Genomic DNA, 13275 nt, shown 5'->3' on the forward strand with positions numbered 1-13275 from the left:
GCGCGCGCCTGGCCTGGCCCCGCCCCGTGCGTGCCCGCCCCGCCCGCGTCCGTACGCCAGTCGGCCCCGTGGGAGTCGCCGCCCGGTACGGCGGCGGCCACCCTGGGAGGGCGCGGTACGGTCCGCGGCCGGAACGGACCGGGCAGGAGAGCACAGGTGGGGCACCCCCTAGGAGCGGTCGGCGGGCGGCGGGGCGGCGACCGCCGTCGCCCGTACGGGGGCGCCCGGAGGTTCATCCGGGCGCTGCCGCCGCTGATCATCGTGGGTGGTGTCGTCTTCGACGTCCTGACGCCGCCCAAGTACAGCGCGGCGCCGATGTTCTCCGCCGCCCCGCTGATCGCGGCACCGTTCTTCTCCACCCTCACGACGCTGCTCACCGGGATCGCGGCCGTCCTCGCCTCCGTCGGGCTGCACATCTACAACGGCACTGCGACCGAGATCCCGTCGCTCACCGAGTTCCTGACCGTGCTCACGGTCGCCGTGCTCGCCGTGCTCATCAACCGGGTCGTCCTCCGCAGCGGCGAGCGGCTCGCCTCCGCGCGGGTCATCGCGGAGACCGCGCAGAAGGCGGTGCTGCCGACGCCCGCCGAGCGGATCGGCGGGCTGCAGTGCGCGGCACGGTACGAGGCGGCGCAGGCGGACGCGTTCATCGGCGGCGACCTGTTCGCCGTCCAGGACACCCCCTACGGGGTGCGCCTCGTGGTCGGCGACGTCCGGGGCAAGGGGATGGACGCGGTCGAGGCCGTGGCCGTCGTCATCGGGGCGTTCCGGGAGGCGGCCGAGCAGGAGCGGAGTCTGGAGGGCGTGGCGCAGCGCCTCGAACGGGCCCTCGCCCGGGAGGGCACCCGCCGGACCGGGCTCGACGCCTTCGAGGGGTTCACCACGGCCGTCCTCGCCGAGATCCCGCGCGGTGACGGCGGCGGCACCTTCGACGGTTTCGTACGGGTCGTCAACCGCGGGCACCCGCCCCCGCTGATGCTGTTCGGGGACGGGCGCCTGGACATGCTGGAGCCGGGCGAGCCGGCGCTGCCGCTCGGCATGGGCGATCTGGCGGCGTGGCCGGACCGGGCCGAGGCGCGGCCGTACCCGCCGGGCGCGACGCTGCTGTTCTACACCGACGGCCTCTCGGAGGCGCGGAACGCGGAGGGCGTCTTCTACGACCCGGGGGAGCGGCTCGCGGGGCGGATCTTCCCGGGCCCCGAGGAACTCCTCGACGCGCTCGTGGACGACGTACGGCTGCACACGGGGGGCGGGTCGACGGACGACATGGCACTGCTCGCACTGAGCCGTCCCGCGACGGGGCAGCCGGAGCGGCGCCGGACGATGCCGGTGGTGCCGCCGGAGCCCGGTCACCGGCCGTAGTCGCGAGGTGTCACTGCGATAACAATTGACATAACGTCAGATCGCCGGGGTTTCGCCGCCCCTTGTTGAAGGGGGGTCAACTCGGACCATTCCCTATCAATTCAATGAATGATCAAGAGGAACAGCTTGGAATCGGGACCCCCTGTCTATTAACGTTCGATAACGCAGCGCGGTCGTCCCAGCCGTCGCAAGAGGCGGCACCGTGCGCACGCGCCGAATCCTGAAAAGGAACCGGGGAACCACTACTTGGGGTGAATCGGGCCCTTCGCACCTGTGCGACGAGCCCGTAGGAGACCTTCCTGCTCCGAACCCGTCAGCTAACCCGGTAGGCGAGAAGGAAGGAAAGGAGCGCGCCTTCGTGGCGTCCAACACTCCCGCACCCGAAGCCCCCTTCGATGCCTTCGGTGGTGGTGCGGGTCCCGCCGCCCCGGACACCGAGTGGAACCCCACCGAGGGCTCCCTCCGCGCCGAGAGCCGCTCCGGCGGCCGGCACCGTGTCGTCAAGCAGCGCTCCAACTTCGCCCGTTCCTCCACCGTCCTCGGCGTCGGTGTGATCGCCGCCGTCGGCGCGGGCGGCCTCGCCACCGCGCAGGAGAGGCCCCCGGTCGCGATATCGCTCCCCGACCTCCCGGACCTCAACCTGCCGGACGCCCACGACCTCCCCGGCGTCGGCGACCTCCTCCCCGAGGAGCACCAGGAGACGGTCAGCGCGGCCCGCGCCAACCCGAACCCGCTCACCGTCGAGACGTACGCCGTGCTCGACGACGAGCAGGGCACGAACACCCAGGTCGAGCAGGCGGTCCTGAACGGCCAGGACGGCCGGGCCACCATGGTCGCGACCGGCGCCGGCGACGCGGGCGAGGCGCTGCGCGCCCGCATCCTCCAGCAGGCCGAGCAGCAGCAGGCCTCCGCCGACGCCGCCGACAAGGCCGCGGCGGAGAAGGCGGCCGCCGAGAAGGCGGCCGCGGAGGCCGCGGCCAAGGCCGACGCGGCGGAGAAGGCGGCCGCCGAGGCGAAGGCCAAGGCCGAGGCGGAAGCCAAGGCGAAGGCGGAGGCCGAGGCCAAGGCGAAGGCCGAGGCGGCGGCAGAGGCCGAGCGCCTCGCCAAGCTCGCCGCGAGCTACTCGCTGCCGCTCTCCTCGTACAGCCTCAGCGCCACCTACATGCAGTCCGGCTCGATGTGGTCCTCCGGCTACCACACCGGCCTCGACTTCGCCGCTCCCACCGGCACCCCGCTCAAGGCGGTCCACGGCGGCACCGTCAAGTCGGCGGGCTGGTCCGGCTCGTACGGCTACCGGGTCGTCCTGGAGCTGGAGGACGGCACCGAGGTCTGGTACGCCCACATGTCGTCCATGACGGTCGCCGCGGGCCAGACCGTGGGCACCGGCGAGACGATCGGCCGCGTCGGCGCCACCGGCAACGTCACCGGTGCCCACCTCCACATGGAGGTGCACACGCCCGGCGGCTCCGGCCTCGACCCGGCGGAGTGGCTCCGCTCCAAGGGCCTGAGCCTGTAACACCGGGCACGCCCGTCACACCGGGAACGCCTGCAACGCCGGGGTGCCTGTCTCGCCGGGCACGCCTGCAACGCCCGGGTGCCCGTCACACCGGGCACGCCCGTCACGCGGTACGGAATAGGCCAGGCGGCCCGGAGGGTTGTGTCGATCATGACCTCCCTCCGCCCGCTGGGCTCCTCCGATCTGCACGTCTTCCCGCTCGCCCTGGGCGGCAACGTCTTCGGCTGGACCGCCGATGAGGCCCAGTCCTTCGCCGTCCTCGACGCCTACACCGCCGCCGGCGGCAACTTCGTCGACTCCGCCGACGTCTACTCCGCCTGGGCCGAGGGCAACGAGGGCGGCGAGTCCGAGACCGTCATCGGCCGCTGGCTCGCCTCTCGCGGCAACCGCTCTGATGTCGTCGTCGCCACCAAGGTCGGCGCCCACCCCCACTTCAAGGGGCTGTCCGCCACCACCATCAAGGCGGCCGCGGAAGAGTCGCTGCGCCGCCTCGGCACCGACTACATCGACCTCTACTACACGCACTTCGACGACGAGTCGGTCCCCGTCGAGGAGATCGTCACCGCCCTCGACCAGCTCGTGAAGGACGGCACGGTGCGGGCCGTCGCCGCCTCCAACATCTCCCCGGAGCGGCTGCGCGCCTCCCTCGACTTCGCCGAGACCGAGGGCCTCGCCCGTTACGTGGCCCTCCAGCCGCACTACAACCTGGTCTCCCGCGACACCTACGAGGGCCCGCTCCTGGAGACCGTCGAGCGGGCCGGGCTCTCCGCCGTCCCGTACTACGGCCTCGCCTCCGGCTTCCTCACCGGCAAGTACCGCCCGGGCACCACCGTGGACAGCGCCCGCGCGGCCGGAGCCGGCGGGCACCTGGAAACCGAGCGGGGCCGGGCCGTGCTCTCCGCGCTCGACACGGTCGCCGAGGCGCACGGGGCGGAACTCGCCACCGTCGCCCTCGCCTGGCTCGCCTCCCGCCCGACCGTCGCGGCGCCGATCGCCTCGGCGCGTACGGTCGAGCAGGTCCCGGCACTCGTCGCGGCGGCCGAGCTCACGCTCACGCAGGCCGAGCTGACGCTCCTCACGGAGGCCGCCTCGGTCTGAGCGACGACGCCCCCGGTCCGGCGGCTGCCGGACCGGGGGCGTCGCCACACCCGGATCAGGTCAGGTGGGTGGGGGTGTACATGCCGGCGAGACCGTCGCTGGGCAGGTACCAGAAGCAGTAGCCGTTCGGGCTGCCGTAGTACTGGTCACCCGAGTAGAGCAGCCAGTTGCCCGTCAGAGGGCCGACGATCCCGTCCGGCTTCAGGCCGAGGCGGTCCTGGAGCCAGACGATCTGGGCCTTGGTCGCCGGTCCCCACTGGCCGTCCTCGGCGATCTCAGCGCGGCCGTACTTCCTGGCGATGTCGTTGACCAGGTGCTGGGCGCACCAGACGTTCGAGCCGCTGGTGGAGTACCCGTAGCCGACGTATCCGGCACCCTCGACGGCCGCCGCCGGGCCGCTCGTTCCCCCGACGACCAGGGCCGCCACACCGAGTGCCAGGCCCGCCTTGGCCGCGATCTTCTTGAGCACGTATGTCTCCGTTCTCGGATGATCTTCGAGAGTGACGCTACGTGCGTTCGAGGCTCGTGCGGCTGTCCCATGGCCCATGAGACGTCCCGGGACCGTCCCGATCAGCTCCGGTACGGGTTGAAGCCGTCGTAGTCCAAGTACTGCGGCGGCGCCCACACCTTGCCCGTCGCCCGCGCCGCGTACGTGAGGGCCGGCGAGGCCACCGCCCTGCGCTGCCACAGGTGGTGGAGCAGCTCCTGCTCCCGGGCCGGGAAGTCGGCCCCGGCCGTACCGCGCCGGGCCCGGTCCCGCAGGAACGCCAGGGTCGTCGCGAAGGACTCGTACTCGCCGACGGCGCGCGCGGCCGTCGGCCCGTACGTACGGGCGGCGAAGGAGCGGGCCAGCTGGCGGGCGCGCATCGAGGAGAGCGCGAGCGGCTCGGCGGGGGAGAGCCAGCCGGCCGCCGCGTACGCCGGGAGCTCGCCGGATATCGTGCGCAGCTCGCGTTGCCGGCTCCACACCGCGAGCCAGGTCAGCAGGCCGAAGGCCGGGACCATGAGTGCCCCGTACACCGCGTAGAAGGCCAGGGGGCCGCCGAAGGTGGCCGAGCCGTTCCAGGCGGCGTGCAGGCCCATGGCGAGCAGCAGCCCGGCGAGCGGCAGCAGTACGCGGCGCAGGCGCTTCCCGCGCGGCGCGAGGGCGGCGAAGCCGAAGCCGATGCCGGTGAGCACGGTGAAGAGCGGATGCGCGAACGGTGACATCACGACCCGGACGAAGAAGGTCGCGGCGGTCACCGAGCCGATGCCGGTGGCACCGAACTCCTGGTCCTCGCCGAAGGCGTTGCCGAGGTAGAGGATGTTCTCGGTGAAGGCGAAGCCGGTCGCGGTGAACCCGGCGACCACGACGCCGTCGACGAGTCCGCCGAAGTGCTTCCTGCGGAAGAGGAAGAGCAGCAGGATCGCGGCGGCCTTCGCGCTCTCCTCCACCACGGGCGCGACCACGGTCGCGCCGAGGGTGTCCGCCGAAGTGGGATCGGCGGTGGCCGTGGCGATCCAGCGGACCGCGAAGGAGTTCGCCAGGATCGCGACGAGCGCGGCGGCGAAGGCGCCCCAGGCGAAGGCGAAGAGCAGGTTCTTCCAGGGACCCGGCTCGACCCGGTCGAGCCAGCGGAACGCGGCCATCAGCAGCGGTACGGGGAGCACCGCGAGACCCAGGCCGACGAGGAAGCCTTCGGTGCCGGTCTGCTCGCGGACCAGGCCGAGGATGAACAGGGCGCAGATCGCGAGCACGGTGATCAGGGCGACGGCCCGGACCACCCGGCTGCGCCAGAAGGCCCGGCGGGGCCGGTAGCGCCACTGGGACCGGTCGGCGGCGGCCGGGAAGGCCGGCTCCTCGGTGTCCCGGTGGGGGACGGGAGCGGTACCGGCTGCGGTGGGGGCGGGGAAGGACACGTGAGCGACCCTAACGACCCCCACCGACAGGGGGCGAAGGAGTTAAGACCCCCCTGTCGCTTTCTCCGGCTTCCTCCGGATAACTCCCTCCGGATGCCTCTCGCCGGATACCGCTCGCCGGGTCACTTCCTCGGGAAGCGTCCGCCGGGTCACTTCCTCCGGAAGAGAAGGTCGTGCACGAGGTGCCCCTTGTCGAGCCCCTGCCCCTCGAAACGGGTGAGCGGCCGGAAGTCGGGCCGAGGGGCGAAGCCGCCGTCGGCCTGGGTGTTCTCGAAGTCCGGATGCGCGGAGAGCACCTCCATCATCACCTCGGCGTACGGCTCCCAGTCGGTGGCGCAGTGGAGCACGCCGCCGGGCTTGAGCCGGGTCGCGAGGAGGCTGAGGAACTCGGGCTGGATGAGGCGCCGCTTGTGGTGGCGGGCCTTGGGCCAGGGGTCCGGGAAGTAGACGCGGCAGCCGTCGAGGGCGTCCTTGTCGAGCATCTCGCGGAGCAGGATGATCGCGTCGCCGTTGGCGACCCGGACGTTGGTCAGGCCGTTCCGGTCGGCGAGGCCGAGGAGGTTGCCCTGGCCGGGGGTGTGCACGTCCACGGCGAGGATGCCGGTGCCGGGGTCGGCGACGGCCATCTGCGCGGTCGCCTCGCCCATGCCGAAGCCGATCTCGAGGACGACGGGAAGCCCGTCGAACATCTCGCCGAGGTCGAGGACCCGCTTGCCGTCGATGTCGAGACCCCAGTCGGGCCACCGCTTCAGCAGGGCCTCGGCCTGCCCGGTGGTGACGCGACTGCGCCGCGGCTGGAAGCTGCGGATCCGCCGCTCGTGATGAGACCCGGCGGGATCGGGCAGGGGCCCCTCACCGGGCGCGAACCGCTGACTGCCCCGCTGCACGACGTGCGGTACGGGGTCGGCGGACGCGGCGACGGGCGGCGCGATGTTCTCTGGCTGCTCAGACACAATGCCCCGATTCTACGGCGCACACCGTGGTGTCCACCGCCCCGCGCGTCCGGGCCGTCGGCCCCCGCGGCCCGCAGGACCCGGGCTACAACAGCGCCAGCGCCCGCCCTGCCACCTCGCGTCCGATCGGCAGCGACGCCGTCGCCGCCGGCGACGGTGCGTTCAGGACGTGGACCGTCCGGGACGCCTCCCGGATCAGGAAGTCGTCGACCAGCGTCCCGTCCCGCAGCACCGCCTGCGCCCGCACCCCCGCCGCCGCCCGCCGCAGGTCCGACTCCTCCACCACCGGAAGCAGCCGCCGCACCGCCTCCGTGAAGGCCCGCTTCGACACCGACCGCCGCAGCTCACCCGCCCCGTACCGCCAGTGGGCCCGGGCGATCGCCCACGAGCCGGGCCACGCCAGCGTGCCGGCGAGCTCGCGGGGCCGGACGACGGACCAGCCGTACCCCTCCCGCGCGAGTGCCGGGACCGCGTTCGGCCCGATGTGGACGCCGCCGTCGATCCCCCGCGTCAGATGCACGCCGAGGAACGGGAAGGCGGGGTCCGGCACCGGATAGACGAGGCCCCGCACGAGCGAGGGGTCCCGGAGCTCGTAGTACTCCCCCCGGAAGGGCACGATCCGCATGCCCGGGTCGTCGCCCGCGAGCCGCGCGATCCGGTCGCAGTGCAGCCCCGCGCAGTTGACCAGGACCCGCGCCCGCACCACCCGGCCGTCCGCCGTCCGCACCGCGACCCCCCAGGGCCGTCGGTCGATGACGGTGACCTCCGCCCCGTACAGGATCCGGGCCCCGGAGGACTCGGCGAGCCGCTGCGACACCGCCCCGTAGTCGCAGATGCCGGTCGTGCCGACGTGGATCGCGGCCAGGCCCCGCACCCGTGGCTCGTACTCGCTGATCTGCGCGGGGCCGAGCTCGCGCACCGGGATGCCGTTCTCCCTGCCGCGCTGCACGAGTGCGTGCAGCCGGGGCAGCTCCTCACGCGCGGTGGCGACGACGAGCTTGCCCGTCACCTCGTACGGAATGTCCCACTCCGCACAGAACTTGACCATTTCGGCCGCGCCCTCGACCGCGAACCGGGCCTTGAGCGAGCCCGGCCGGTAGTAGATCCCGCTGTGGATCACCCCGCTGTTGCGCCCGGTCTGGTGGCGCGCGAGCGCGTGCTCCTTCTCCAGGACCGTGACCCGGGTGCCGGGAGCGGCGCGCGTCAGGGCGTACGCCGTCGACAGACCGACGATCCCGCCGCCGATCACCAGCACGTCACAGTCAAACACCAGCGCCACCTCCCACCCCCGATAGTGCACTGGCCCACTGACAATCCCGTGAAACCTCGCGCGACGTCACGAGACGCAGGTCACGCCCCTGGGCTGCAGGAGGCGTGAGCTGCCGGACGTGGTCACGCCGGCGTGACGAGCAGCGGCCTGGCCCGCTCCCGCAGTTCCATCACCCGGGGCTCGTCCCCGTACGGCTCCAGGCGGTGCAGCAGATCCCGTACGTACTCCGTCGTCCGCGCCGAGGAGATCCGCCCCGCCACCTCCACCGCGCGCGTGCCCGCCGCGCAGGCCGCGTCCAGATTGCCCGATTCCAGTTCGGCGACGGCGGAGACCACGAGCCGCAGCCCGTGCGAGCGGACGAACTCCTCCGTCGGCCGGGAGAGCGCCTGCTCGGTGAAGCGGCGCACCTCGCGCGGCGCCTTCAGGTCGCTGTAGCACTCGGCGGCGTCGGCGCAGAACCGGTCGTACGAGTAGAAGCCCAGCCAGGTCGGGTCGCCGTCGCCCTCCCGGGAGCGCTCCAGCCAGCCCTCGGCGGACTTGAGCGCGGCCGCCGCGGCGACCCCGTCACCGGCCTTCGCGTGCGCGCGTGCTTCGACGAGCCGGAAGAAGGACATGGTGCGGGCGGTCGCGAGCCCCCGGTTCCGTTCGAGCGCGGCCTGGGCGAGGTCGACGCCCTCGTCGGCGAAGCCCCGGTAGGTGGCCTGGAGGGACATGGAGGCGAGGACGTACCCGCCGAGGGGCACGTCGGCGGCGGCGCGGGCGAGCCGCAGGGCCTGGATGTAGTAGCGCTGGGCGGCCTCCTGCTGCCCGGTGTCGAAGGCCATCCACCCGGCGAGCCGGGTGAGCTCGGCGGTCGCGCCGAAGAGGGCCCGGCCGACCTCGTCGGAGTACGAGGCGAGCAGCAGCGGGGCCGCGTCCACGCGTAAGCACTCGGGGACCATCGACGAACGCCAGTCCCCGCCGCCGTACTTGGAGTCCCACCGGCGGGCGTCCTCGGCGGCCTCGCGGAGCTTGGCGACGTCGCTGTGCCCCACGCGCACGTGCTCCGGCGAGGCCGAGGCGGCGGCCCCGGGCCCTGTCGCGGACCCGCCTCCGCCCGTGACGCCGGCGGCCGGGGAGCGCGGGGCCTCGCGCTCCACCGACGGGTCGGCCGGGGTTATCAGCCAGCGGGACGCGGGCGTCGCGTACGCGCTCACCGCGAAGGATCCGGCGAGCGACTGCCAGATCCCGCCACCGCCGGCCCGCCGCCCGGCGAGGTCCAGCCGGTACAGGTCGGTCGCGGAGCGCACCGCCTCGCCCACGTCGCGCGGGAAGGCGAGCCCGACCTCGGGCGCGGGGTCGGCGTCGGCGAGCCCGATCTCGTGCAGCGGCACGGGCCGGCCGAGCTTCTGCCCGATCGCGGCGGCGATCAGGTGCGGGGCGGCGCCCTGCGGCACCATGCCCTTGGCCACCCACCGGGCGACCGAGGTCTTGTCGTAACGAAGCGTCAGACCCCGTTGCGCACCGAGGTCGTTGACGCGCCGGGCCAGCCCGGCGTTGCTGATTCCCGCGAGGGCGAGAACCGTGCCGAGCTTTTCGTTCGGCCCGCGTTGCTCCCTGGACATGACGCCACCCCTCGACAACCCAGACGGCCGCCACGACGCCGGGCATAGGCGTGCGGCATTCGTAAACACAGCGTAGTTCGCCGCATCCCTACCGTTAAGGGGCGGTGTTCCGTATGGCGAGATTGTTGTGTGAAAGGCCGACAGGCGGGCCCGGCGGACCGGCTCGTGCTCCCGCCGTGTGGCCGTGCGCCCGGCCGTGCGCTCTCTCGGCGCGGCCGGGGGAGCGCTTCCATGAGTACCGCGTGGGTCGGCCCGCTCGGCCGGGAAAGTGTCCCGGACCAGTGGGCTGGGGGATACCGCCGCCCCATTCCCCGCGGGCGGCGGACGGCGCCGGGAGGCGGGAGCGCCTCCCGGGCTGCCGGTGACCGGTGTGAAGCGGTGTGCGCGGGCGGGTGCCCCGGATGCGTTTCACACCCATCGGGGAGGGTCGATATTTGGCCGAATGACGCCGTCGGTCAACTGGCCCATGCCAGGGGCGCATTCGGCTTTCGCGCGCGTGCGCCCGGACTCCGCCCCGTGCGCCGTTGTCGTGGCAGCATGTCTCCCACCGAAACGGATGTGGAGGCGCCGATGCGATGGCTGGTGGGCTGGAGCAGTGTCGCCGCGAGCTTCGCAACGACGGCCGGGGCCCGGGCGGGGTCGGTGAGCGGCTCGTACGGCGGCGGGTACGGCGCAGGTTCAGGCTCCAGCTACGGCTCCGGCTCCAGCTACGGCTCAGGCTCCAGCTCCAGCGCAGGCTCCAGCTACGGATCCGGCGCCGGCTACGGCCAGGCCGCCGCCACCGAGGGGCGCACGGTGCAACCGGTCGGCGCGCAACTCCTCTGGGGCGACCCCGATCCGCTGTGGGCGGTCGGCGACTGGCGCCCCGACGAGGTGCGTGTCCTGGCCGTCGACGACCACACGCGCCTCGCCGTCCTCGGCTGTTGCGCCGCGAGCGACGAGGAACTGCGGATCGGCCTGCTCACCGCGCGCGGGGGCGCGTTGCGGCATCTCACGGCCTGGCCCGGCAGCTACACGGCGGTCGTCAAGGCCGGCCGCCGGGTCACCGTCACCGGTGATCTCGCGGGCGCCCGGCCCGTGTTCCACACCCCGTGGGCCGGCGGCACCGCCTTCGCCACCGCCGCCCTGCCGCTCGCCGACCTCGTCGAGGCCCAGCTCGACATCGGCCATCTCGCCGCGCTGCTCGCCTGCCCGGAGACCCCGGAGGCGCTGCGCGACTCCACCCCGTACGAGGGGGTCCGGCGGGTGCCGCCGGGACACGCGCTGATCCTGCGGGAGGGCTCGCGCGAGATCACCGGGTACGAGCAGGTCTCCTCGCTCGCGGTCGCGGCGGCCGAGGCCGACCCCCGGCAGGCCGTCGAGGGGGTCAGGGACGCCCTGATCGAAGCCGTACGCGCGCGGCTCACCGCCCCCCGGCACGCGCCCGAGGCCCCGCTTCCCGACCCGGGCCCCGTGCCCGGCATGGGGCCCGCCGACCGGCGCGCGGCCCGGGGCGCGGGCCCGGCGCCCGGCATCGGCGCCGATCTGTCCGGCGGCAGCGCGTCGGGCACGCTCGCGCTGCTCGCGGCGGGCCTCCCCGGGGTGCCGGGCACGATCGTCGGGCACGGTACGGGCGCGGGGGAGCGGCTGCTCGCCGTCACCTTCAACGACCTGGCCACGCGTGCGGGTTCGGATCGTGAGGACGAGCTGAAGCGCGCCGGGGAGATCGCGGCCGACCCGCGCCTGCACCATGTGGTCGTCGCGGGCGGCGAGGAGGCGCTGCCGTACGCCGCTCTGGACGGGCCGCTCACCGACGAGCCGGGGCCCTCCCTCGTGACGGCCGAACGGCATCGGAGGCGCCTCGCGAGCGGCAGCGCCGACCACTTCACCGGCATGGGCGCCAAGCAGGTCCTGGACGCGCACCCGGCGCGCCTCGCGGACCTCCTGATGGACCGCAGGCGTCGCTCCCTGGTGCGTCCGGTGACGGCGCTCGCGAAGGCCTCGGGGCCGTCGGCGGGCTCGCTCCTGGTGCCGCTGACGGTGTACCGGGCGGCGCGGAAGCTGGCCCGTACCCCGTACCGGACGGGCCTGGAGGCGGCCGCCCAGCGGGTCCTGGAGGCGAACCGTACGGCTCCGGACGGCTTCGGCCCCCTGGAGGCGTCCCTCTCGGCGCTGACCTGGTCGCGGCCGGGTCCCGCGGCCCGTTGGCTGAAGGGGGAGGCACTGGCTGAAGTATCGGTTCGCCTGAACCGGGCGGCGACGCTGCCGACCTCCGTCCAGCGCCCGGGTGAAGCACGTGCGCGTGCCGCACTCGCGCGTGCGGCGGCCGACCACCGGGTCCTGGAACAGGCCGCCGAGATCCGCGGCCAGCGCCTGCACGCCCCCTTCCTCGACAACCAGGTCGTACGCGCCTGCCGCGAGCTCCCGGAATCGCTCCGGGTCCAGCCGGACGCACGCGCGGGCGTCCTGCGCACGGTCCTCTCCGGCGCCGGCATCCACGACCTCCCCCCGGGCTGGGGCGCCCCCCACCCGGCGGTCCCGGCCGGCGCCACGCGCGCGGGGCTGCGCGCCGCGCTCCCCCACCTGATCGCCCTCTTCGACGCGCCGTTGCTCGCCGACGCGGGCCTGATCGAGGCGCGCGTGGTCCGCAAGGCCCTCCGCGCGGCGGCGGACGGCGAACCGGTCCCCCTCGACGGCCTCGCCGACCTCGTCTCCACCGAACTCTGGCTCCGCCGCCTCCTGTCCCGCCGAGGCTCCTGCTGGACCAACACGACAGAACCCCGCGCCCACCGCGCGGTTCAGGGCCCCCTGATCCCGGCGACGAGGTCGCTTCCGGCGTGAGGGCGGGCCGTGGCTTCCTGGCGAAACGTCACAGCACGCCCGTTCGAGTGAACGCTTGCCGGACTCCGACCTGGAGCCGGACCTAAGCTGAAACTGTCGCACCCGAGCGAAGGAGGTCCGCCATGACTATGCCGTTGCCGGTCCCGGAGGATGCGTTCTCCGAGGGCTTGCCCGACCGTGAGGGCGCGAGTACCCAGGAGACCTTCGAGCTGTTCAGTGCGCTGGCCCCCAAGGGCTGGCGTGTGGAGCTGATCGAAGGGGAGATCTACGTGGTGCCTCCGGCCAATGGTGAGCACGAGAAGATCGTGACCGAGCTGGTGGAACAGGTCATTGCCCGCCGCGTCGACAAGGAACTGCGGAACTCCACGGGTATCGGCCTGTACCTTCCCGGAACCAACGGGACTGTGCGCGTCATTCCGGACCTCGTCATCGCCCCCCGAGACAGCTTCGACGATCAGCAGGAGTGGCACGCGCCCGACCCCGTGCTCCTCGTCGCCGAGGTGTCGTCCTCGTCCACAGCGAGCCGCGATCGCGTACAGAAGATCCGGGCCTACGCGCGGGCCGGCATCCCCGTCTACCTGATGATCGACCGCGAGGCGGGCGAGGCAGTCGTCTGCTCCGGTCCTACCACTGACGACTACAGCCACAAGTCCATCCACAAGCTGGGGACACAGGTCCCGCTCCCGTCCCCGCTCGGCTTCCAGCTCGACACGTCCGAATTCTGAGGGTCGCCCCCAGGTAAACCCCGAGGCG

10 protein-coding genes and 1 riboswitch are annotated in these 13275 nt (G+C 73.4%); of the genes, 5 read left to right on the forward strand and 5 right to left on the reverse strand.

The features are described from left to right. The first annotated feature begins 156 nt into the window (after positions 1-156). From OG462_RS23540 to OG462_RS23550, 3 genes are all read left to right on the forward strand, one after another. Complete coding sequence (locus OG462_RS23540; RefSeq protein WP_406060435.1) at positions 157-1362, forward strand: PP2C family protein-serine/threonine phosphatase; 1206 nt, start codon at positions 157-159, stop codon at positions 1360-1362. Positions 1363-1563: 201 nt separating this feature from the next. Next, positions 1564-1709: riboswitch (cyclic di-AMP (ydaO/yuaA leader) on the forward strand. 11 nt (positions 1710-1720) lie between these two features. After that, positions 1721-2878, forward strand: a complete 1158-nt coding sequence (locus OG462_RS23545; RefSeq protein ID WP_406060437.1) for a M23 family metallopeptidase — start codon at positions 1721-1723, stop codon at positions 2876-2878. Between the two features lie 150 nt (positions 2879-3028). Next, positions 3029-3976, forward strand: coding sequence for an aldo/keto reductase (locus tag OG462_RS23550; RefSeq protein WP_406060439.1), 948 nt, complete (start codon positions 3029-3031; stop codon positions 3974-3976). Positions 3977-4031: 55 nt separating this feature from the next. Here the strand turns inward: OG462_RS23550 and OG462_RS23555 are convergent, their stop codons facing one another. The 5 genes from OG462_RS23555 to OG462_RS23575 all read right to left on the reverse strand — a co-directional run bounded on the left by OG462_RS23555 (position 4032) and on the right by OG462_RS23575 (position 9702). Beyond that, positions 4032-4445, reverse strand: a complete 414-nt coding sequence (locus tag OG462_RS23555; protein WP_406060441.1) for a peptidoglycan-binding domain-containing protein — start codon at positions 4443-4445, stop codon at positions 4032-4034. A gap of 101 nt (positions 4446-4546) precedes the next feature. Beyond that, positions 4547-5875 carry a PrsW family intramembrane metalloprotease gene (locus OG462_RS23560; protein ID WP_406060443.1) on the reverse strand — a complete coding sequence of 443 codons (1329 nt, stop codon included), beginning with the start codon at positions 5873-5875 and terminating at the stop codon, positions 4547-4549. 149 nt (positions 5876-6024) lie between these two features. Next, the gene (gene trmB / locus OG462_RS23565) at positions 6025-6762 is read right to left on the reverse strand and encodes a tRNA (guanosine(46)-N7)-methyltransferase TrmB (RefSeq protein ID WP_406066677.1); all 738 of its coding nucleotides are present in this window, start codon (positions 6760-6762) and stop codon (positions 6025-6027) included. 151 nt (positions 6763-6913) lie between these two features. After that, on the reverse strand, positions 6914-8098 hold the full coding sequence (gene lhgO, locus OG462_RS23570; RefSeq protein ID WP_406060445.1) for an L-2-hydroxyglutarate oxidase: 1185 nt from the start codon (positions 8096-8098) through the stop codon (positions 6914-6916). A 122-nt stretch (positions 8099-8220) separates the two neighbouring features. Continuing rightward, complete coding sequence (locus OG462_RS23575; protein ID WP_406060447.1) at positions 8221-9702, reverse strand: MFS transporter; 1482 nt, start codon at positions 9700-9702, stop codon at positions 8221-8223. 570 nt (positions 9703-10272) lie between these two features. On the opposite strand from OG462_RS23575, the gene OG462_RS23580 reads away from it, so the two are divergent. Continuing rightward, entirely contained in the window at positions 10273-12522 is a 2250-nt protein-coding gene (locus tag OG462_RS23580) for an asparagine synthase-related protein (protein ID WP_406066679.1), read from the forward strand. Positions 12523-12650: 128 nt separating this feature from the next. Beyond that, positions 12651-13247: a Uma2 family endonuclease gene (locus tag OG462_RS23585; RefSeq protein ID WP_406066681.1), complete on the forward strand. Its 597-nt coding sequence runs from the start codon at positions 12651-12653 to the stop codon at positions 13245-13247. Positions 13248-13275 lie beyond the last annotated feature (28 nt).

The sequence above is a fragment of the Streptomyces sp. NBC_01077 genome, assembly GCF_045162855.1.
Taxonomy (GTDB): Bacteria; Actinomycetota; Actinomycetes; order Streptomycetales; family Streptomycetaceae; genus Streptomyces.